The organism is Novosphingobium sp. 9U, from assembly GCF_902506425.1.
Lineage (GTDB): Bacteria > Pseudomonadota > Alphaproteobacteria > Sphingomonadales > Sphingomonadaceae > Novosphingobium.
Window position 1 is genome coordinate 65,861 of sequence record NZ_LR732537.1, and the last position, 20,122, is coordinate 85,982.

15 protein-coding genes and 1 pseudogene are annotated in these 20,122 nt (G+C 67.2%); 9 read left to right on the forward strand and 7 right to left on the reverse strand.

The features are described from left to right. Positions 1-10: 10 nt before the first annotated feature. Positions 11-3,610 carry a trifunctional transcriptional regulator/proline dehydrogenase/L-glutamate gamma-semialdehyde dehydrogenase gene (gene putA / locus GV044_RS21090; protein WP_159874431.1) on the forward strand — a complete coding sequence of 1,200 codons (3,600 nt, stop codon included), beginning with the start codon at positions 11-13 and terminating at the stop codon, positions 3,608-3,610. 127 nt (positions 3,611-3,737) lie between these two features. Here the strand turns inward: putA and GV044_RS21095 are convergent, their stop codons facing one another. The 3 genes from GV044_RS21095 to GV044_RS21105 all read right to left on the reverse strand — a co-directional run bounded on the left by GV044_RS21095 (position 3,738) and on the right by GV044_RS21105 (position 6,568). Next, entirely contained in the window at positions 3,738-4,208 is a 471-nt protein-coding gene (locus GV044_RS21095) for a VOC family protein (RefSeq protein ID WP_159874432.1), read from the reverse strand. A 113-nt stretch (positions 4,209-4,321) separates the two neighbouring features. Further along, complete coding sequence (locus tag GV044_RS21100) at positions 4,322-5,485, reverse strand: sulfotransferase (protein ID WP_159874433.1); 1,164 nt, start codon at positions 5,483-5,485, stop codon at positions 4,322-4,324. A gap of 162 nt (positions 5,486-5,647) precedes the next feature. Continuing rightward, positions 5,648-6,568, reverse strand: a complete 921-nt coding sequence (locus GV044_RS21105) for an AraC family transcriptional regulator (protein WP_236555161.1) — start codon at positions 6,566-6,568, stop codon at positions 5,648-5,650. A 117-nt stretch (positions 6,569-6,685) separates the two neighbouring features. Here GV044_RS21105 and GV044_RS21110 point away from each other — a divergent pair, with 117 nt between their 5' ends. The 4 genes from GV044_RS21110 (at position 6,686) to GV044_RS21125 (ending at position 11,435) form a co-directional block, all read left to right on the forward strand. Next, the gene (locus tag GV044_RS21110; RefSeq protein ID WP_159874434.1) at positions 6,686-7,477 is read left to right on the forward strand and encodes an SDR family NAD(P)-dependent oxidoreductase; all 792 of its coding nucleotides are present in this window, start codon (positions 6,686-6,688) and stop codon (positions 7,475-7,477) included. Positions 7,478-7,529: 52 nt separating this feature from the next. Further along, the gene (locus GV044_RS21115; protein ID WP_159874435.1) at positions 7,530-8,537 is read left to right on the forward strand and encodes a zinc-binding dehydrogenase; all 1,008 of its coding nucleotides are present in this window, start codon (positions 7,530-7,532) and stop codon (positions 8,535-8,537) included. Positions 8,538-8,539: 2 nt separating this feature from the next. Then, positions 8,540-9,796, forward strand: coding sequence for an MBL fold metallo-hydrolase (locus GV044_RS21120; protein WP_159874436.1), 1,257 nt, complete (start codon positions 8,540-8,542; stop codon positions 9,794-9,796). A 187-nt stretch (positions 9,797-9,983) separates the two neighbouring features. Beyond that, positions 9,984-11,435, forward strand: coding sequence for a M48 family metalloprotease (locus GV044_RS21125; protein ID WP_159874437.1), 1,452 nt, complete (start codon positions 9,984-9,986; stop codon positions 11,433-11,435). Between the two features lie 78 nt (positions 11,436-11,513). Here the strand turns inward: GV044_RS21125 and GV044_RS21130 are convergent, their stop codons facing one another. Further along, positions 11,514-11,816: a hypothetical protein gene (locus GV044_RS21130; protein WP_159874438.1), complete on the reverse strand. Its 303-nt coding sequence runs from the start codon at positions 11,814-11,816 to the stop codon at positions 11,514-11,516. 119 nt (positions 11,817-11,935) lie between these two features. On the opposite strand from GV044_RS21130, the gene GV044_RS21135 reads away from it, so the two are divergent. Next, entirely contained in the window at positions 11,936-13,429 is a 1,494-nt protein-coding gene (locus GV044_RS21135) for a YdiU family protein (RefSeq protein WP_201299192.1), read from the forward strand. Then, a complete protein-coding gene (locus GV044_RS21140) occupies positions 13,430-14,080 on the forward strand; it encodes an alpha/beta hydrolase (protein WP_159874439.1) in 651 nt (216 codons plus the stop codon). It begins immediately after the preceding gene. A gap of 9 nt (positions 14,081-14,089) precedes the next feature. Here the strand turns inward: GV044_RS21140 and GV044_RS21145 are convergent, their stop codons facing one another. Both GV044_RS21145 and GV044_RS21150 read right to left on the reverse strand, forming a co-directional pair. Beyond that, positions 14,090-14,695: a TetR/AcrR family transcriptional regulator gene (locus tag GV044_RS21145; protein ID WP_159874440.1), complete on the reverse strand. Its 606-nt coding sequence runs from the start codon at positions 14,693-14,695 to the stop codon at positions 14,090-14,092. A 1-nt stretch (position 14,696) separates the two neighbouring features. Further along, a complete protein-coding gene (locus GV044_RS21150) occupies positions 14,697-15,836 on the reverse strand; it encodes a sterol desaturase family protein (protein ID WP_159874441.1) in 1,140 nt (379 codons plus the stop codon). 120 nt (positions 15,837-15,956) lie between these two features. On the opposite strand from GV044_RS21150, the gene GV044_RS21155 reads away from it, so the two are divergent. Then, entirely contained in the window at positions 15,957-18,827 is a 2,871-nt protein-coding gene (locus GV044_RS21155) for a DUF2339 domain-containing protein (protein ID WP_236555162.1), read from the forward strand. A 21-nt stretch (positions 18,828-18,848) separates the two neighbouring features. Here the strand turns inward: GV044_RS21155 and GV044_RS21160 are convergent, their stop codons facing one another. Beyond that, positions 18,849-19,943, reverse strand: a complete 1,095-nt coding sequence (locus tag GV044_RS21160; RefSeq protein ID WP_159874442.1) for a helix-turn-helix transcriptional regulator — start codon at positions 19,941-19,943, stop codon at positions 18,849-18,851. Positions 19,944-20,018: 75 nt separating this feature from the next. Between GV044_RS21160 and GV044_RS21165 the strand changes: the two are divergent. Continuing rightward, positions 20,019-20,122: pseudogene (locus tag GV044_RS21165) on the forward strand (sulfate adenylyltransferase small subunit); the annotation flags it as partial.

Sequence of the window (20,122 nt, forward strand, 5' to 3'; positions counted from 1 at the left end):
TATAACAAACATGGATCAAACCGCGCCGTTCGCCCGCTTCGCCACTCCGGTCTCCGAGCCGACGCCGCTACGCAGCGCCGTCACTGCCGCGTACCGTTTGCCGGAAGTCGCCGCCATGCAGCCGCTGCTGGAGGCGGCGACGCTCGACGCAGCAACCCGAGCTGCCGTGCGCCAGACAGCCGGCGATCTTGTCACCGGCTTGCGCGCAAATCGGAAGAGTTCGCCGGTAGAGGGCCTGGTGCAGGAATACTCGCTGTCGAGCGAGGAGGGCGTCGCGCTGATGTGTCTGGCCGAAGCCCTGCTGCGCATCCCCGATAACGATACCCGCGACGCGCTGATCCGCGACAAGATTGCCGACGGCGACTGGGCCGCGCACTTGGGTGGCGGCAAGTCGATGTTCGTCAATGCCGCGACCTGGGGTCTGGTAGTCACCGGCAAGCTGGTGAGCAGCGTCGATGATCGCGGGCTCGGCTCGGCGCTGACGAGATTGGTGGCGCGCGCGGGCGAGCCGGTGATCCGCCGCGGCGTCGATCTGGCGATGCGGATGATGGGCGAGCAGTTCGTCACGGGTGAGACGATTGCGGAGGCCTTGAAGCGCGCGAAGACCATGGAGGCGAAAGGCTTCCAGTACAGCTACGACATGCTGGGTGAGGCGGCGATGACCGCGGCCGATGCCGAGCGCTACTATCGCGACTACGAGCAAGCGATCCACGCCATCGGCCGCGCCTCGAACGGGCGCGGGGTCTACGGCGGACCGGGTATTTCGATCAAGCTGTCCGCGCTGCACCCGCGTTACGTGCGCGGGCAGGCGGGGCGGGTGATGACCGAGCTCCTGCCCCAGGTGCGTGCGCTGGCTCTACTCGCCAAGTCCTACGACATCGGCTTCAACATCGACGCGGAAGAGCAGGACCGGCTGGAGCTGTCACTTGACCTGCTGGAGAGCCTGGCGCTCGACTTCGAGCTCGCGGGCTGGAACGGCCTGGGCTTCGTGGTGCAGGCTTACGGCAAGCGTTGCCCGGCGACGATCGACTGGATCATCGACTTGGCGCGGCGCGGCAAGCGGCGGATTATGGTGCGGCTGGTGAAGGGCGCCTATTGGGACGCCGAGATCAAGCGCGCGCAAGTCGATGGCCTCGCCGACTTCCCGGTCTACACGCGCAAGGTGCACACCGACGTCGCCTATGTCGCATGTGCCCGCAAGCTGCTGGTGGCGGGCGACGCGGTATTCCCGCAGTTCGCCACGCACAACGCGCAGACCTTGGCGACGATCTATCACCTGGCGGGGTCGAAGTTCACGCAGGGCCAATATGAGTTCCAGTGCCTGCACGGCATGGGCGAGGCGCTGTACGAGCAAGTGGTCGGGCCGGAGAAGCTCGACCGCCCGTGCCGCATCTACGCGCCGGTCGGCACGCATGAGACGTTGCTTGCCTACCTGGTGCGCCGCTTGCTGGAGAACGGGGCGAACTCCTCTTTCGTGAACCGCATCGCCGATCCCAAGGTCCCGGTGGACGAGATGATCGCCGACCCCGTCGAAGTCGTGCGCGCGATGCCGCAGCCTGGCGCCAGGCACGACCTCATCGCACTGCCGCGCGACCTCTATCCCGAGCGGACGAACTCGGCCGGCATCGACCTGAGCAATGAAGCGGCATTGGCGCAGCTGTCGCGCGCTCTGCAGGAGAGCGCGCGCGTGCCGTGGGCTGCCGCTCCCACGAACCCATCGCGAGGCGAGCGCGCGGTGCGCAATCCTGCGGATCACCGCGACGTGGTCGGCCATGTAATCGAAGCAACGCCGGAGCAGGCGCGCGAGGCGGCACGGATCGCCGCCGGTTCGACCTGGAGCAAGGTCCGTGTGGTGGAGCGCGCGGGCGTGCTGGAGCGCGCTGCCGACGCGATGCAAGCACACATGCCCGAGTTGATGGGCCTCGCCATGCGCGAGGCGGGCAAGTCCGCCGCAAACGCGATCTCCGAGGTGCGCGAGGCAACCGACTTCCTTCGCTACTACGCAGCGCAGGCGCGCTCTACCATGGGGCCGGAGCAGGCGCCGCTCGGCCCGGTGACGTGCATCAGCCCATGGAACTTCCCGCTGGCGATCTTCATCGGTCAGGTCGCGGCCGCCTTGGTCGCGGGCAATCCGGTACTTGCGAAGCCGGCGGAGGAAACGCCGCTGATCGCGGCGGCCGCCGTGCGCCTGCTGCACGAGGCCGGCGTGCCTGGCGACGCGCTGCAGTTCCTGCCGGGCAATGGTGAGATCGGAGCAGCGCTAGTCGCAGCGCCCGAGACCATGGCGGTCATGTTCACCGGATCGACCGACGTCGCGCGGCTGATCCAGCGCGAGCTGTCGAGCCGCCTGACCGTGGACGGCAAGCCGATCCCGCTGGTCGCCGAGACCGGTGGCCAGAACGCAATGATCGTCGACAGCTCCGCGCTGGCCGAGCAAGTCGTGGCGGACGTGATCGCCTCGGCGTTCGACAGCGCCGGCCAGCGCTGCTCGGCGCTACGTATCCTTTGCCTGCAGGAGGACTGCGCCGACCGCACGCTGGCGATGCTCAAGGGCGCGCTGGCCGAACTGCGCGTGGGCAACACCGACCGGCTCGCCGTCGACATCGGCCCGGTGATCACCGCCGAGGCACGCGACAACATCGAGCGCCACGTGGAGAGCATGCGCGCGCGCGGTCACCGGATCGAGCGCCTGCCGCTCGGGCTTGACGCGGACTTGGGTACTTTCGTGGCACCGACGATCATTGAGATCGACCGGATTGCGGACGTCGAGCGCGAGGTGTTCGGGCCGGTGCTGCACATTCTGCGTTGGAAGCGCGAGGAGCTCGGTGCCCTGATCGACGCCATCAATGCCACCGGCTTCGGGCTGACCTTCGGGCTGCACACCCGCCTCGACGAGACGGTTGCGCGGGTGACGCAGCGGGTGAAGGCCGGCAATCTCTACGTGAACCGCAACGTGATCGGCGCGATTGTCGGCGTCCAGCCTTTCGGCGGGCGTGGGCTATCGGGCACCGGACCGAAGGCCGGCGGCCCGCTGTACCTGGGACGGCTGGTGAGCAAGCCAGCCGGCCTGCCGGGCGCGGTCGGCCAAGCCGTTACCCCGTTGCACGCCTTTGTCGACTGGCTCGAAGCGAACGGCGAGACGGAGGCTGCCGCTGAGGCGCGGCGCTATGGCGCGTGTTCGGCACTGGGCGCCGAGGCCGAGCTGCCCGGGCCTGTCGGCGAGCGCAATCTCTATGCCTTGCACCCGAGGGGGCGCATCCTGCTCAAGCCTGAGACGCAAGGCGGGCTCTACGCGCAGATCGCGGCCGTGCTGGCGACGGGCAATCGCGGTGCGATAGAAGGCATGGCTCTGCCCATGGGGCTGCCGGCAAGCGTCGTGGCTGCATTTGCGCCGCGTGACGAGCCGTTCGCGGGCATGCTGGTGGAAGGTGGTCCTGAGCAGGTCGCCCAAGCGACGCGCGAAGCTGCCGAACTGCCGGGCGCGATCGTGCCGGTTCACGCCATCGGCGCGGATGGCCAATGGACCTGCGACTGGTTGCTGGAGGAAGTGTCCACCTCGATCAACACCACCGCCGCTGGCGGCAACGCCAGCCTGATGATGATCGGGTGACCTGTCCTCCCCGCAACGGGGAGGTGGCGCGTGCGAAGCGGGACTCTCAACAAAGCTCAGCTTTGGCCCCGAGTCCCCTCCACCACCGCCTGCGGCGGCGGTTCCCCTCCCCGTATCGGGGAGGGCATCACATTCCCTTGATGTGCTGCCACATGGGTTCAGGCATCCAGGTGTATTCAAGGTAGTGCCCGAACACCTTGCGCGCGTCGAGGTACAGGAATTTTAGGTCGTTCTCACCCGCGCCTGCGCGCTCCATGGCGATGGGGAACTTTTGGCTGTCCACGCGAGCGCGGAAGTCGGCCCAATCGTCGATGCGGAAGCAGATGTGGTGGAAGCGCAAGGGGCCGCCGTTCGACAGGCAATTGGCATAGAGGCCCACTTCGTCGACTTCGTTCTCGATCAGCTCGTACTGAAGGTCGCCGATCCAGATGAAGCAGATGCGGCTCTTCTGGCGCTTGAGGCCCTGCGGGGTCATGACCTCCTGGTCGACCGGGATGATCATCGGGTCCTTGGTCAAGCCCCGCCCGCGGAACAGGTCGATCGCGGCCTCGAGATCGTCACAGACGTAGGCGTTCTGGTAGTGCAGGCCTTCGAGCATGGACCTCTCCTCGTCGTTTCGTATTCTTGATGCTCACTCCCCCATGCGTTCGTGTCGAGCGTAGTTGAGACACGTACGCACGGGCCGGGGCTTACGTTTTAGAAGGAGTGGCCTCAGCCTTCGCGCGCGACGTCGTAGCGCGACAGGTAGCGCTCGAACAACGGATCGAGCTGCTCCTTGCTAAGACCATACTGCGCCAGCTTGTATTCGTGCTTGCCGAACTTGTCCTGCGCGTTGTCGGCCAGCCAGCCCGAGATGCCCTGCTCGGCCTCGGAGGTCCACTCGTCTCCCAGCGTCTTGTAGAGAGTCTTCATGGTGCCGAGCGGATCGTCCAGCATCGCGTCGTAGTGGACGTCGATGATCTTGTCTTCGCCGTGCTTGTCACGGAAGTCCATGATCCGGTTGGCGTGCTCGGCGGCCTGCCAGGGATAGTCCTGCGCCAGCCACTCGGTGTCCGGCTTGCCCATGTGGCGCCTGTGCGACAGCGAGATGATCGAGCACAGCGAGCCGGTCGCGGCATAAGGATCGCGGTGGGTCCAGATCACACGCGCGTCGGGGTAGGCGGCGAAGAGGTACTCCAGGAACAGCGCGTGGCTGGGCTTCTTGAGGTTCCACACGCCCGGCGCGTGGTGCTGCAGCACCTGAAGGAACTTCTTGTGATACGCGTACGAGCTGGTCATGTCGCACGAGAAGATGAAGTCCTTGTAGCCCGGAAGCCGGCCCTTGGACTCGATCATCAGCGTCTTGAAGTCACCCGCCATGATGAAGACGTCTTCGTTGGGATAGATCGCCGATGAGCGATAGTACTTCCCCATCTCCGGCATGGCTTCGAGCATCTTGCGCTCCTGCTCGAGCCGGGCGAGCGCACGCGGGTCGGTGGTCAGCGTTTCGCTGGTGGCGGGCGGGACCGGATCGTCGATCTCCCACGTCAATGGCGATCGGCGTGCCGGGTCGGCGGCCAGCAGGTTCGACAGCAAGGTGGTGCCGGTGCGCGGCACGCCCATGACGAACACGGGACGCTCGATCTTGCGGCTCTCCAGCTCGGGGTTCTGGCGCAGGTAGTTCGCGATCTTCAGGCGTGTGGTGAGATAGAGCAGGCAGTCCTTCTCGATCGCCCCAACCCCGGTGTCGATGAACCAGCCTTTGTCGATGCCCGCGTTGACGTCATCCACCAGGACATCCAGGCCCTCGCGGTAGGTCTCGGCGTCGAACTGGTCGAGCCCGGTCGACTTCATGGCGCTTTCGACAAGCGCATCGGCGTTGAGGTGTTGGGCCATCGTGGGCTGCTCCTATCCCTAAGGTTGCGGTCCGGGCCAAAGGCCGGCTTCTCACCCGCGAATTGACTGGGCTCGGCGCGGGAGAGCAACGCGCTTGCGTGTTGAGGATGGGACGCTGTGTCGAATGTGGGACGTTACTTCTCTCCCCGGCCGGGAGAGGATTCAGCTGACCGCGCGCCCTTGTCGTTGGCGAAAGGTACTGGGGCTTGCTCCCACCGCACGGCGGAAGGCGAAAGTGAAGCTGGACGGTGAAGCGAAGCCCATGGCGAAGGCGATGCTCTTCACGCTTTCGCCCGCCATCAACAGGCGCTTGGCGCTCTCCATGCGGCGCTGCTCGATGTAGTCGCCGATCGAGCAGGCGCGGCTGACGCGAAAGCCTCGGGTGAGTTGCCGGACTGACAGGTTGCACAAGGCCGCGAGTTCCTGGAGCGTGGGAGCGCGGCCGTCATGGCCCGAATGCTCGTCGGAGAGGCGCTCGTCGATCAGCCGCAGCCGCCAGCCGGAAAGGCCCCCGGTGATGGGGCGTTCGGCCGCTTCCAGGCAGTGGCGGGCCAGTTCCAGCGCCAGTTCTCCCGCCAGGAACTCGAGCATGCGCTCCCATCCAAGACCCGGGTGTCGCACCTCCTCGGTCACGCGGAACAGGATCGCCCGGATACGCGCGCTGCCGATGTCGAGCGTGGTGGCAAGGTGCTGGTCGTCCCACTCCAGTACCTGACCCGCCAGCCCATGCACCAGGTCGGGATCGAGGTGGCAGATGAGCGAGGCCTGCCGCCCGCTGCCGCCTTTCACGAACAGCGACTCGCCGGGCGGCAGCAGGAAGATATCGCCCAGCCGCTCCAGCCGATGCGGTCCCCACCGCTTGGCATAGCCGCCGCGGCTGGAAAGCGGCCGGGGCGTCAGGCACATGTTGAGATGATAGCGATCCTCGATCGCGTGCATCGTCGAGGTTGGCTGGGGTATGTCGAACCGGACGATCTGCGCCATCAGCGAAGGCACGCCGAGTTCGGCATCCACCACCACGGTGGCGTTGCTCTCGGCTGCCGCGACCGGGTTCGTCTGTTCCACCATTGTGTCCGCGACCATACACTCCGTCCCGATCTCTACGAGCGGCAGGCTTGCCGGGCAAGCGTCCTCCGCGCGAAATCCGCGCCAACGAAGCACGCTCATACGCGTGCACTCACGGGACTGGAGGAGAGCACCATGGCGTCAGGCCTTTTCGACTGCACAGGCAAAGTCACGGTCGTCACCGGCGGCAATGGCGGCATCGGCCTGGGCTTCGCGATGGGCGTCGCCAAGATGGGCGGCGACATCGCGATCTGGGCCCGCAATGCCGAGAAGAGCGCCGCGGCCAAGGCCGAACTGGAAGCCGCGGGTGCGGGCAAGGTGATCGCCTACCAGGTCGACGTCTCGGAAGAGCAGAACATCGTCGAAGGCTTCGAGACGGTCATGGCAGACTTCGGCCGGGTCGACTGCGTGTTCGCCAATTCGGGCGCCAGCCCGCGGTACAATTCGGTCTTCGAGATGCCGACCGAGCATTGGTACGAATTCCAGAAGACGGCACTGCACGGCGCCTTCTTCACCCTGCGGGAAGCAGCGCGCCACATGAAGGCACGCGTCGAGGCGGGAGACGAGAGCGGTGGCAGCCTGGTCGCCTGCGGCTCGCTCTCGCTGTTCCAGGGCCTGCCGGGCAAGATGGAGTACGCCAGTTCGAAAGCCGCGATCGCTGCGGCCGTGCGTTGCCTGGCGATCGAGCTGGCACCGCTCGGAATCCGCGCCAACGTGGTCGCACCCGGGCTGATCATCACGCCGATGATGGGCGCGGGCGAGCAGGCCAAGCAGGTCGAAGCATACTTCGCGCCGACCATCCCGATGAAGCGCACCGGATTTCCGGCCGACTTCGAGGGTATCGGCGCTTACCTGTGCTCGGACGCGTCGTCGTTCATGACGGGCGAGACGATCACTATCGATGGCGGGTACATGGTGCGGCCGTAATCGCTGCGCTCGCACCGACGACAAGATAACGCGGGCTTTGGGAGACAAGAACATGGAACTGCTGAAGATCCACGGTGCCGGCGACGTGCGCGTCGACGAGTACGAGCGTCTCACCGCCGGTCCCAAGGACGTGGTGGTCAAGATGAAGTCGGTCGGCATCTGCGGCTCCGACCTGTCGTACATCAAGATGGGCGGCATCCCGCCGGGCGTGGAAACCGCGCTCGGCCATGAGGGCGCCGGGGACGTGATCGAAGTCGGCAGTGAGGTCCACGGCATCACAGTCGGAACGCCGGTGATCGTCAACCCGATGATGACGCCCAGCAACATCGGCTCGGGCGGCCCGGAAGGTGCGTTCACCCAGGAACTGCTGGTTCGCGAGGCGCGGCTGGGCGACTCGATCCTGCCGATCCCCGAAGGCATCTCCTACGACGTGGCGGCGATGTGCGAGCCGTTGGCGGTCGCCATGCACGGCGTCAATCGCGCCAACGTGAAACCGGGCGACAAGGTCGTGGTGTTCGGCTGCGGCCCGATCGGGCTCGGCATGCTGCTGTGGCTGGTCGATCGCGGAGTGACCGACGTGGTCGCCTTCGATCTGGCCGAGGAGCGGCTGGAACGTGCCCGCGCCCTTGGCGTTCAGGCGGCCCTGAACCCGGCGCAAGTCGATGTGCGGGCCGAGCTTGCGCGGCTGCACGGCGAAGTGCCGAGCTATGGGCGGGTCGGCGTTGGCACCGACGCTTACATCGATGCCGCGGGTGCGCCCTCGATCCTCACTGACGTGATCATGATGGCGAAGCTCCATGCCAAGCTGGTCATCACTGCGGCCTACATGAAGCCGATCGAGTTCCCGGTCGGCCGCATGCTGACCAGCGAGATGACGATCACCACCGCCGTCGGCTACCCCACGGAGATGCCCGAGGTGATCGCTGCCATGCCGCGCCTGCAGGACAAGATCGCGGCGATGATCAGCCACAAGCTGCCGTTCCGCAACGTGCTCGAAGGCCTGGAGATCGCGGCGACCCCGCAGTCGGCCAAGGTCATGATCGGCTTCGAGGAGGAATGACCATGAGCGAGACCGCCACCGCGTCCGGCGACGCGCCCAAGCTCGCCAATCTCGTCCGGTCGGGCGACGCGCAGGCTGAGGCGATCGCGATCACGCCGTTCGTGTTCCAGGCTAACGACATCTCCAATGCCTATCTGGTCACCACGTCGGCGGGCGACGTGATGATCAACACCGGCTTCATGGACAATGTCGAGCGCAACAAGGCGCTGCTGCAGCCCCACCGCACCGGGCCGCTCGCCTTCATCGTGCTCACGCAGAGCCATGCCGACCACTTCGGCGGCGTGCCCGAGTTCCTGGAAGAGGGTACCCAGGTGATCGGCGGCCCCGGCTTCGTCGAGGCCAATGCCGACATGATGGGGATGCAGAGCTACTTCGGCCCGCGCAGCGGAAAGCTCTGGGGTTCGACCCTGAAGCGCGGTGGCACGCCCAAGGCCCCGCCGATGATCACGCCCGACATTCTCGTCGATCGCAAGCTTACGCTGGAGCTGGGCGAACGGACCTTCGAGATCATCCATACGCCCGAAGGCGAGACGGTGGACGGGCTGACGGTCTGGCTCCCGCGCGAGAGGATCGCCTTCACCGGCAACTTGTTCGGGCCGGTGTGGCTCTCGATGCCGTTCCTGTGCACGCTGCGCGGCGACAAGCCGCGCTCGGTGCGCCAGTACCTGAAGTCGCTGGAGAAAGTCCGCGATCTCGGCGCCGAGATCGTGGTGACCGGCCATGGCGATGCCATCTACGGCGCCGACAAGATCCGCGCCGACCTCGACCGGATGCATGCCGCCGTCAGCTACGTGCGCGATTACACGATCGAGGGCATGAAGGCGGGCAAGGACGTGCACCAGCTGATGCGCGAGTTCGCCTGGCCCGAAGGCGTGGCGATCGGTGAATTCCACGGCAAGGCGAGCTGGGCGGTCAAGACCATCTGGGAGGAATACTCCGGCTGGTTCCACTACGAAGACGGGACCACCGAGCTCTATGGCGTGCCGCGCTCGAGCGTGGATGCAGACCTGGTCGAGCTCGCCGGCGGCGCGGACAAGCTGGCGCAGCGCGCGCAAGCCAAGCTCGATGGCGGTCAGCCGCTCGAGGCCCTGCACCTGGTTGCCATCGCGCTGGGCGCGGAGCCCGGCAACCAGGCATCGCTGCGGGTGAAGAAAACCGCGAGCGAAGCGCTGCTGGCAGCATCGGGCGGAAGCAACTTGTCCGAGACGATGTGGCTGCGTTCCGAGATCGCCGAAGTGGAGGCGAAGCTCGCCGGTTGAGCGGCGGGCTGCTCGGGGCGCACGAAATTGCGGTCTGAGTCCAGAACCGTGGCAGGCTTCGGGTGTTGCGCTTTGCAACGCCAGGAGTCCGCATGTTCTTTCTGTTTTCCAATAAGCTGGGCTGCCTGGGATCGGCGGCGATCTCCATCGGCCTGAGCCTGGTGTTGCTCTATCTGCTGGGCTGGTTGTGAAGGCACGCATCCGCACGCTGGCGCTTGCGTTGCCGCTGTGCCTGGCATCCTGCTCGGGCGAGCCGACCGGCGATCCGGCAGCCGCGATCAGCGACGAGGACCGGGCATACGGCGCTCAGCAGCACCCTCAGTTGCTGGCGGAGTTCGGAGGCGCTTACCCGGGCGGACAGGCCGGCTACCTGAAGGCGGTCGGCGAGCGCGTCGCCACGGCCGCGGGGCTGGACGGGCAGTGCACGTTCACGATGGTCAACAGCGACGTCGTCAACGCCTTTGCCGTGCCGGGCTGCTACATCTACGTGACGCGCGGGCTGTTCGCCGTGGTCACCAGCGAGGCCGAACTCGCATCGGTGCTGGGCCATGAGGTCGGCCATGTCGTCGCCCAGCACTCGCAGCGGCAGGAGCGGCGTTCGGTGTGGCGGACCTTGGGGGTCATCGCCGTCAGCCTCACCGGCTCGGACCGCCTGACCCGGCTCGCCAGCCAGGCCGCGCAATACTTCGGTCTGCGCTACTCGCGCACGCAGGAGTACCAGGCCGACGACCTTGGCGTCGGCTATCTGGAGAAGGCGGGCTACGACGTCTACGCCGCAGCGGAGATGCTGGCCGATCTGCAGCGGCAAGAGGCGTTCGTGCAGGCGACCGGCGCACGCGATGCTGCGCGCAGCATTCCGGAATGGGCGCTCAGCCACCCACTGACTCAGAACCGCATCGAGCGGGCGCGCAAGCGGGCCGAAGCTACCGGGCTGCAGGACGATGCCTTGCCGGAGAACGCCGCCGCTTACTACGCCCGTGTCGACGGCCTGCTCTACGGCGACGATCCGCAGCAGGGCTTCGTGATTGACCGCCGTTTTGCGCATCCTGTGATGCGCATTACCTTCGAGGCGCCTCCGGGCTTCTCGCTCACCAACAGCCCGCAGGCGGTGGGATTGAATGGACCGGACGGGGTGCGCGGCGAGTTCGGCGGTGGACCCATGCCGGCCGGCGGACTGCCGCGCTATGCCGAGGCGCTGGTCGCGCAAGTGGTCGGCGACGCGCCGGCGCAAGTGCGCAGCTCACAAGCGGCGGAGATCAACGGCTTGCCCGCGGTGATCGTGCAAGTGGCCTTGCAGGTGCGGCAAGGCACAGTGCCGCTGGCGATCGCCGCCTACGATGGCGGCGGCGGAGAGGCGTACCACTTCATCATGATCTCGCCTCCGTCCGATGCACATGCCGCGGCACTGGCGGCACTGTTCGGCTCGTTCCGCAGGCTATCGCCACAGGAGGCCGCGTCGCTGCGGCCGCGGGTCATCCGGACGGTCCGGGCGCGCGCCGGAGATACGGCCGACGCCTTGAGCCGGCAAACCGTCGACCGCAATCCGCGCGCCTTGTTCGCGCTGCTGAACGGGGATGCGAAGGGAGCGCTCGCGCCTGGCGCGATGGTGAAGATCGTGACTTACGCGGGAGTGCGTTGATCTCGGCTTTGTGGGGTGAGGCGAGCGCTTCTGGTGCCGGACGCACCTTTGTCGAAGCCCGCCCGTCGTCCGCTGTCCTCAGCCGGCATCATCCTCTGGAGCAGCCTCATCGCCGCCCGGAAGATGCTCTGCCAATTGCCGGATGCCGTCGCCGTTGAACGAGGTGTGGCTCGCACCGTCGATGATGACGGGATGTTCCATCGTGAGCACTGCCGCGTCCTGATGCGCGGCATCCAGGCTGAGCCAGGCGCGCACTGCGCCTTCGAGGCTGGTGACTTCCGCCACGTCTTCCTCGCCGCGGGGCACGTTCTCCAGCGCCACGCTCATGCGCCAGTCGATGGCCGGCGAGGTGGTGTTCCTATCCCAGGTGGCTTCGGTCATGCGCGTGCTCCTTCGCTTCATCGGCTGTTCGTGTCTGTAACGCGGCGCGAGCGATTAGGTCACGCGAGGCAGGCGCAAGCCTTGCGCACGAACGAGCCCCGCCTACTTGGGTTGCAACCTTGAAGGGAATTGCAGTGCCGCCTGGTCCGACGTTCGACAACAGCTATGCCCGCCTGCCGGACCGCTTCTTCGCCCGCGTTGCGCCGGCACCCTTCGCTGCGCCGGCACTGATCAAGCTCAACACCGGGCTGGCCGATGCGCTGCAGCTCGATGCCGACTGGTTGGCGGACGCAAAGGGGCTCGCCTTCCTCTCCGGCCAGACGATCGCACCGGGCTCCGAGCCGCTTGCCATGGCTTATGCGGGGCACCAGTTCGGCAACTTCGTGCCCCAGCTGGGCGACGGCCGCGCCGTGATGCTGGGCGAAGTGCTGGACCGCGAAGGTCGTCGCTTCGACATGCAGCTAAAGGGCGGCGGCCGCACGCCGTTCTCGCGCGGAGGCGACGGGCGCGCGGCGCTGGGGCCGGTGCTGCGCGAGTACATTGTCAGCGAGTTCATGGCAGCGATCGGCGTGCCGACCACCCGCGCGCTGGCGGCCGTGGCCACCGGAGAACCGATCTATCGCGAGACCATGCTGCCCGGCGCGCTGCTGGTCCGGGTGGCCTCGAGCCACATCCGCGTCGGCACGTTCCAGTTCTTCGCGGCGCGCCAGGACACGGACGGTGTGCGCACGCTCGCCGATCACGTGATCGCACGCCACTATCCGAAGGCGCGCGAGGCGGAGCAGCCCTACCGCGCCTTGCTCGAAGCGGTAATCGGCGCGCAGGCGCAGCTGGTCGCGCGCTGGCTGCTGGTCGGCTTCATCCACGGCGTGATGAACACCGACAACATGGCGGTGTCCGGTGAGACGATCGACTACGGCCCGTGCGCCTTCATGGACACTTACGATCCCGCTACGGTCTATAGCTCGATCGACCGGATGGGCCGATACGCTTACGCCAATCAGCCCAACATCGCCTTGTGGAACCTCACGCGTCTGGCCGAGACGCTGCTGCCGCTGATCGACACGGAGGAGGACAAGGCGATCGCCATCGCCCAGGACGCGCTTGGTACGTTCGAGCCGCAGTTCACGCAGGCGCACCGTTCCGGCGTGATCGCGAAGCTGGGCCTGACGGCGGTGAGGGAGGGCGATGCCGAGCTCGCCCAGGAGATCTTCGCCGAACTGGCGCGCAACCAGGTCGATTTCACCCTGTTCTTCCGCCGCCTCTCCGCCGCCATCGAGTCAGGCGCGGCCGACGAGCCGGTCCGCTCGCTGTTCGTCGATCCGACGGCCGCCGACGCACTGCTGGCGCGCTGGCGTGAGCGGCTGGCGCAGGAGCCCGAGGACATCCAGATCCGCCGCGCCCGCATGGACCGCACCAATCCTGCGTTCATTCCGCGCAACCACCGCATCGAGGCGGTGATCGCCGCAGCCACCGAAAACGAGGACTTCGCGCCCTTCGAGGAACTGCTGGGCGTTCTCTCGCGGCCGTTCGACGATCAGCCCGAACATGCCAACTATGCACAACCCCCGCTGGAGCACGAACGCGTGCTCGCGACTTTTTGTGGAACCTGAATGACCAAGATCGTCAACGGCGCCAGCCTGCAACCGCTCTCTGGCGGCGCGCCCAAGCATATCGTGCTGCTGCTCCACGGCTTTGGCTCCAGCGGCAGCGACATGATCGCACTCGCGCCGGCCTGGCAGCAAAGCTTGCCCGACGCGCTGTTCCTGGCGCCGCATGCGCCCGAGCGGACCGGCGGCGGCGGATACCAGTGGTGGGGTCTTGCAAACCTGACGCCGCAGGCGCTGGCTGCCGGCGCGCACGGAGCGGCTCCGGCGATCGACGCCTTCATCGACCGCAAGCTCGCGCAATATGGGCTGAGCGAGGCGGATCTGGCGATCGTCGGCTTCAGCCAGGGCACGATGATGGCGCTGCAAGTCGGCCTGCGCCGGCCGCGCACCGTCGCCGGCATCGTCGGCTATTCGGGCATGCTCACCGGGACCGCCGACTTGAAGCACAACGGCGAGCCCAAGCCACCGGTGCTGCTGGTGCATGGCTCGGCCGATCCCGTCGTCCCGGTCGCGGCGCTCCATGCTGGCGAGAGCGAGCTGAAACGCCTGGGTGTCGAGGTGACGTCGCATGTCTCGCCCGGCATCGGCCACAGCGTCGACCCGGTGGGACTGCGGCTCGGCCTGGAGTTCGTCAGCAAGGTGCTGGGTATCTAGAGCCCCGACTTAACCAAGCGTTGCGCCGTTCGCTGCCAGGATCTCCAGCACCCGCGCCTCCGCCAAGCCGATCGTGCCCTCGACGCCGATCAGCGCGAAAGTGCCGCCCAGCAGGAAGGCACAGTGCCCGTGAACGGTCGCGATCAATGAGCCTGTCAGGGCCACGATCGTCTCCTCCCCAGCGTGAGGCAGCACTGCCGCAACCTCACGCGCGATCACGCCGGTCAGTGCTCGGCGATGGGTGACGAGCGCTTCGGTGAAGCCGACTTCGTCGGGAACGCGGTGCTCGTAGATGGCGGACCACAGGTTGCGGTGCTGTGCCGCAAAGGCGAAGTAGCCGTCGACCAGAACCAGGATGCGCTCGCGTCCTTGCGCGTCGGCCAGCCGTTCCTCCAGCCACAGCGTCCAGGCGGCAAACGTGCGCGCGTTGATTGCCATGACGAGCCGATCGACGTTGCCGAAGACGTGCATGACCGTGCCCACCGAGTAGCCGATCCGCTTGGCCACTTCGCGCGCGGAGAAGCGGGCATAGCCGCCCTCGGCCATGACTTCGCGCCCCGCATCCAGGATCAAGGCTTCCAGTTCCTCGCGGCCGTGGTCGGAGCGTCGCCCCATCTCAGCCCGCCTTGCGCACGAACGGATAGCGCATTTGCGCCAGGTATCCGCTCGGCACTGCCTCGGGCACGCCATAGCCCTGCGGCCACTTGCCCTTGGGGAAGTAGTAAGTGCCGAACAGGCGATCGAGCCAGGGGAAGTGGATGGCGAAGTTCTTGTCCACGCCCTCGGCCTCCAGCGCGTGGTGCCAATGGTGGAAGCGCGGCACCACGATCCAGCGGCCGAGCCGGTCGAAGTCGCCCCGCAAGTTGGCATGCACCAGCGAGGAGTAGACGTAGACCATGCCGATGTAGGCCTGCATGACCGAGGGCAGGAAGCCCAGCGTCAGCAGCGGCAGCGAGGTGACGCCGCGCAGCAGCACGATCTCGATGAAGTGCATGCGCCCGCCCGCCAGCCAGTCCATCGACTTGGCCGAGTGGTGCACCGCGTGGAAACCCCAGAGGAACGGCACGCGGTGGAAGGTGCGGTGGAACCAGTACTGCGTCAGGTCGGTCAGCAGCATGGCCAGCGCGAACTGCACGATCCACGGCAGTCCGCCGACTGCAGCGCGCACGCCTGCGAGCGTGGTGCCGTGCGCATTCAGGTAGCTCGAGGGGGCGAGCGCCAGGAAGGTGATCAGCTGCACCAGCATCGAGCTCACCAGGAAGTAGAATAAGTCCTCGCGCCATTCGGTGCGGAACAGGCGCTGCTCGCCACGATGGCCGAAGATCCGCTCCAGCGGCGCGAACATCAGCCCCGTGGCGATCAGGTTCACGGCGAAGAAGTCCACGCCGAAGAAGATACCCCAGTCGTGCATCTCGCGCGGCTGCACCGAGGCGCCGCCCAGGATCGTGCCGGTGAGGGCGAACAGCAGCGCGGTGAGGCCCAGCGCCTTGCGCGGCCGCAGCAGCAAGCTGAGCAGGGCGAGCGCATAGGCGCTCAGCAGCGTGGCGTGGACCACCAGGCGGAAACTGGAGGTCGCCAGCACGCGGGCCAGTTCGGGCGTGGCCATCCAGTCGGGCCAGCGCAGCGCGGCGACGAAGCACAGGCCCACACTGGCGAGCAGCAGGGCGAAGAACCCCGCGAACCATCCAGTGCCAAAGCCGCGCGCCTCGATCGGCGCTTCCAGGTCCTTGACGAGCTTGCTTAGAAATCCGGTCATCGGGGTGCCCCCTAGTTGATGGAGCTTACATAGCGGTAAAATCGAACGCTGTCTAATTCTTTATTGCACAGTGTTCGATTTGTGCGTAGCTCATGGGGTGACACAAGCGAGAGGCGAGTCATGAGCGGTATCCTGATGCTGGCGACCTTGGTGCTGGGCGTGCTGCTCTTCGACACGCGGCGCAGGCTGACGGCGCTGGAGGGCTGGGCACGTGCGGTGCGCGAGAGCGTGACGCCTCCTGTGGTCGAGGCGGTCGCGGCCCCGGTGCAACCTGTGCCGGCCGCGCCTCCGCGAGAGTTTGTTGCGCGCGAGCCCGAGGCGCCCCGGGCATCCAGCTTGCCGCGTGAGCCTGTCGCGGCAAAGCCCGCCCCACCTAGAACGCCCTTGTCCCAACGCTTGGCTCATGTCGGCTTCGAGGACCTGTTCGGCCGCAAGCTTCCGATCTGGGCCGGCGGACTGACCCTGATCGTCGCGGCCGTGCTGCTGGTGAAGTACTCGATCGACAGTGGGCTGCTCTCACCAGGCGTGCGCGTGGTGCTCGGCCTGCTGTTCGGCGGCGCAATGGTCGCCCTCGCCGAAGTCGCCCGTCGGCGCGAGGATGCCGTGCGCGACCCGCGCGTGGCGCAGGCGCTGGCAGGAGCAGGCGTTGGCGCGCTCTATGCCTCGGTGCTGGCGGCGGCGAACCTCTATGCCCTGGTGGGGGCAGGCACCGCCTTCGTCGGACTGGCGGTCGTCACCGCCCTGGCCTTGGCGCTGGCTGTGCGCTTCGGCGCGCCGTGCGCCGTGCTGGGCTTGGTCGGCGGCCTTGCCGCGCCGGCGCTGGTCCAGTCCGAGACCCCGAGCGTGCCCCTGCTGGCGGGCTACCTGGCGCTGGTGATCGGCGCCATCACCATGCTGTCACGCCGCCAGCGCTGGATCTGGCTGGGCCTCAGCGCGCTTGTCGGTGGAGCAGGCTGGAGCCTCTTCACCATCGTCATGGGCGGCCTCGACTCCGGAGCGACGGTGTCGATGGGCTTGCTTGTGCTGCTGCTCGCATTGGGCCTGCCCGCGTTCACGCTCGATGGTCGCGCGGCCCCGCTGCTGCGCGCCGGAGCAGCGGTCGTCGGCGCGCTGCAGTTGGCGGTGCTGGTGGCGAACGGTCACTTCGCGCCGCTGACCTGGGGGCTCTATGGCCTGCTCTCGCTCGCTTATGTCTGGCTGGCCGATCGCACTCCTATTCTTCAGCGCACGGTTGCAGTGCCGCTGCTGACCGCGCTCGGCCTTGCCGCCGGTTGGCCTCAGCCTGACCTCGGCCTGTTCACGGCGGTGATCGCAGGGATCACGCTGATCTATGGCAGCTATGCCTTGCACCATCTGTGGCGGGGCGCCGGGCGGTTCGACGAGGTCGGCCTGCTCTGCGCCATCGCGCTGGGTGGATACCTGGCATCGCTGCTCCAGTTCTATGAGGGCACGCACGCGCAGGAGACGCCCTTCGCCTTGCTGGGCCTGCTCTTCGCGTTGGTTCCGGCAAGCGGTCTGGCGCTCGGCTGGAACAAGGCGACCCGTCACGACGATGCCCGCTTTGCGCTGCTCGCAAGCTGCGCGGGTGTGCTGGTCGCAGCGGCGGGGGCGATCGCGCTCCCGGGCTGGAGCATGGCGATCGCGATCGGGGGCGTCGCCTCCGGTCTGCTGGCGCTGGCAATCCTCGCCCGCGATCCGCGTGTAACCTTGGCAAGCCTCAGCTTCCTCGCAGCGAGCGTCTTAGCGCTGGTGGTCACCGCCGATGGTGAGCTCGACCGCCTGATCGAGGTCGCATCCGCTGCGCATCCTGGCCGCGCTGTCCTGCGATGGGGCGCGCTCGCGCTCGTCGCCGCGGCCTTCGCCTGGCGCACCAACGAGGGTCGGCTGCGGTTCGTGGTGCAGCCGCTCGCGGTGTTGCTCGGCTATGGTCTGGTGGCGCAAATCGTGCCCGCCCCCTGGCTAGCGGTGGCGAGTGCGGCCGGGCTGCTGGTGCTTGCCGAAGCCTGGCTGCGCAAGCCGGAGCTGCGGCTTGGCCCGGCGCTGGCGACCGCGGCAAGCCTGCTGGTGCTCTGGGCGCTCGAGCCGCTCGCACGTTGGAGCGGTGCGGCTTTGGCTTCGCTGATAGCAGAGCCGGTGTTGGTGACGGAACTGCCCGCGCCCGGCATGACCATGCGCCAGCTGCTGGTGCCCAGTCTGGCGGCGCTGCTGGTGGTCTGGCGCCAGCGCGCGAGACTGCCGGCATTCGCCACCCGCGGCAGCGCGGCCCTCGCCGGAGCGATCGGCCTGGTGAGCGCGCATGTCCTCTACAAGCAGGTGTTCGCCATCGCCGACATGACGGCATTCGTCGACCATGGCCTCGCTGAGCGCTGCTTGTGGGAGTGGGCGCTGCTCGGCGCTGGGTTTGGCGTGTGGCGCGTGCTGAACCTGCGTCGCGCGGCACTCGCGCTGGTCGCCGCCGCGCTGGTGCATGCGACGCTCTACACGCTCGTCCTGCACGATCCGCTCTGGGCAGAGCAGGCAGTGGGGTACTGGCCGTTGGTCAATGGGCTGCTTCCGGCTTTTGGCGTCGTGCTTGCCGGCTTGGCACTGGCGGAGCGGATCGCGCCCGAAGCGATGACCCGGCTGCGGCGTCCGGCGGAGGGTCTGCGCATGGTGACGATCCTGCTGTTCGCCTTTGCCACACTACGCCAGCTGTTCGCCGGCTCCATCCTCGTGCACGGCTCAATCGGAGAGGCGGAGAGCATTCTGTGGTCGGTCCTGGCAATCGCGTTGGCCGTGGGCTTCCTGGTGCGCGGTATTCGCCAGGGCAGTCGCGACTGGCGCATCGTGTCGCTCGGGCTGATGCTGGTGGCCGTGGCCAAGGTGTTCCTGTTCGACGCCTCGGGCCTGGAAGGCCTGCTGCGCATAGCCTCGTTCCTGGCGCTGGGCTTCAGCCTCATCGGAGTGGGGTGGCTCTACAGTCGCTATCTCAAGCCGATGGCGAAAGGGTGAGGGGTGCACGCGCGCACCTGCTCACCCCAGCACGGCGCAGCTTTCGTAAACCAGCCGCACGGCCTCGGCCTGGCCCCGTACGCCCAGCTTCGCGAACAGCCGTTTGGAGTAGTTGCGGGTCGTCTCGATCGTCAGCCCCATGGCGTCGCCGGCTTCCGCAAGGGACAGCCCGGAGGCTAGGAGCACTGCCAATTCGGCCTCGCGCCGGGGCAGGTCGTAGAGCGTCGCCAGGTGCTCTGCGCGCGCCGGCGAGGACGCTCGCGGCTGCCGGCAGTGGGCGATGAGCGCTGCGTTCCCGAGCAGGCTGCCAGTCTCTCGCGCCGGGGAGAGCAGGGCTTCGATCCTGGGTTCAGGCGAGAGCAGCATGGCCCTTTCGGCCGCCAGCGGTGTTTCGGCATAAGCGGCGGCAGCCTCGACTAGGGCGCGCTCCACCCCCGGTCCAAATTCGCGCAGCCGTTGGCCCAGGCGCGGTGCATGGCCGAACGCGTGCGCAAGCATGTGTTCGGTTGCAGGGGCGAGCGCCAGCAGTCGTCCGGTCTGGTCCAGCATGAACCAGCCTCCGCCGGCTCGCTCCAGCGCGGCACTGCCGGCCGCATCGGCGAGCGTATGCTGTGCAGCGGCCACAAACGTGCGCAGCGCCAATGCCGCATAAGGCGCGAGGGCCGATAGCAAGGCGCTGTCCGCCGCCGTGCAGGGACGCTCGCTCGCGAGCACCAGCCAGGCGCTTGCCGCCGGATCGTCGAGCAGGCGCACGGCGCGCTCATCGGCCAGTCCCAGCTTGCGCATGTCCTGGCGACGGCGTGCCTGGCGGACGGGATCGTGGTCGTCGAACTCGTCGCCGCTGTAGACGCGGCCGGGACGCAGGCGATCGTACTGGATGCGATCCGTCAGGTTCAGTTCGTTGAGGCCGAGTTCACGGGCACGGCGCGGAATGTCCGGGCCGACGAAGAACTGCGAGACGTCGCCACCATGCTTTGGCTGGATCAGGATGGCCACGAAGGTGGCGCGCGCGCGCCTTCGCAGCCGCTCCAGAAAGGTGGAGAACGGTGAAGCTTCGGTGCTGCCGGCGAACAGGGGCAGGAGCAGATCGGTCTCGTCTCTACTCGTAAGGGCCATGGCCTCCCATATGGGAGGTTTGCGCCCGTGTCACCTCTGCAAAGAGAATGGCAACCCGGCAAACGGAGAGGGACTTTGACCACACTCACGCACCTGGAACGGCTCGAAGCCGAATCGATCCACATCATCCGCGAGGTCGTTGCCGAGGCTGAAAAGCCGGTGATGCTGTACTCCGTGGG

What these genes read in the sequence shown, in the direction of transcription:
- putA (WP_159874431.1), top strand. Translation starts at nt 11, where the DNA reads ATGGATCAAACCGCGCCGTTCGCCCGCTTCGCCACTCCGGTCTCCGAG.
- GV044_RS21095 (WP_159874432.1), bottom strand. Translation starts at nt 4,208, where the DNA reads ATGCTCGAAGGCCTGCACTACCAGAACGCCTACGTCTGTGACGATCTC.
- GV044_RS21100 (WP_159874433.1), bottom strand. Translation starts at nt 5,485, where the DNA reads ATGGCCCAACACCTCAACGCCGATGCGCTTGTCGAAAGCGCCATGAAG.
- GV044_RS21105 (WP_236555161.1), bottom strand. Translation starts at nt 6,568, where the DNA reads ATGGTCGCGGACACAATGGTGGAACAGACGAACCCGGTCGCGGCAGCC.
- GV044_RS21110 (WP_159874434.1), top strand. Translation starts at nt 6,686, where the DNA reads ATGGCGTCAGGCCTTTTCGACTGCACAGGCAAAGTCACGGTCGTCACC.
- GV044_RS21115 (WP_159874435.1), top strand. Translation starts at nt 7,530, where the DNA reads ATGGAACTGCTGAAGATCCACGGTGCCGGCGACGTGCGCGTCGACGAG.
- GV044_RS21120 (WP_159874436.1), top strand. Translation starts at nt 8,540, where the DNA reads ATGAGCGAGACCGCCACCGCGTCCGGCGACGCGCCCAAGCTCGCCAAT.
- GV044_RS21130 (WP_159874438.1), bottom strand. Translation starts at nt 11,816, where the DNA reads ATGACCGAAGCCACCTGGGATAGGAACACCACCTCGCCGGCCATCGAC.
- GV044_RS21140 (WP_159874439.1), top strand. Translation starts at nt 13,430, where the DNA reads ATGACCAAGATCGTCAACGGCGCCAGCCTGCAACCGCTCTCTGGCGGC.
- GV044_RS21145 (WP_159874440.1), bottom strand. Translation starts at nt 14,695, where the DNA reads ATGGGGCGACGCTCCGACCACGGCCGCGAGGAACTGGAAGCCTTGATC.
- GV044_RS21150 (WP_159874441.1), bottom strand. Translation starts at nt 15,836, where the DNA reads ATGACCGGATTTCTAAGCAAGCTCGTCAAGGACCTGGAAGCGCCGATC.
- GV044_RS21155 (WP_236555162.1), top strand. Translation starts at nt 15,957, where the DNA reads ATGAGCGGTATCCTGATGCTGGCGACCTTGGTGCTGGGCGTGCTGCTC.
- GV044_RS21160 (WP_159874442.1), bottom strand. Translation starts at nt 19,943, where the DNA reads ATGGCCCTTACGAGTAGAGACGAGACCGATCTGCTCCTGCCCCTGTTC.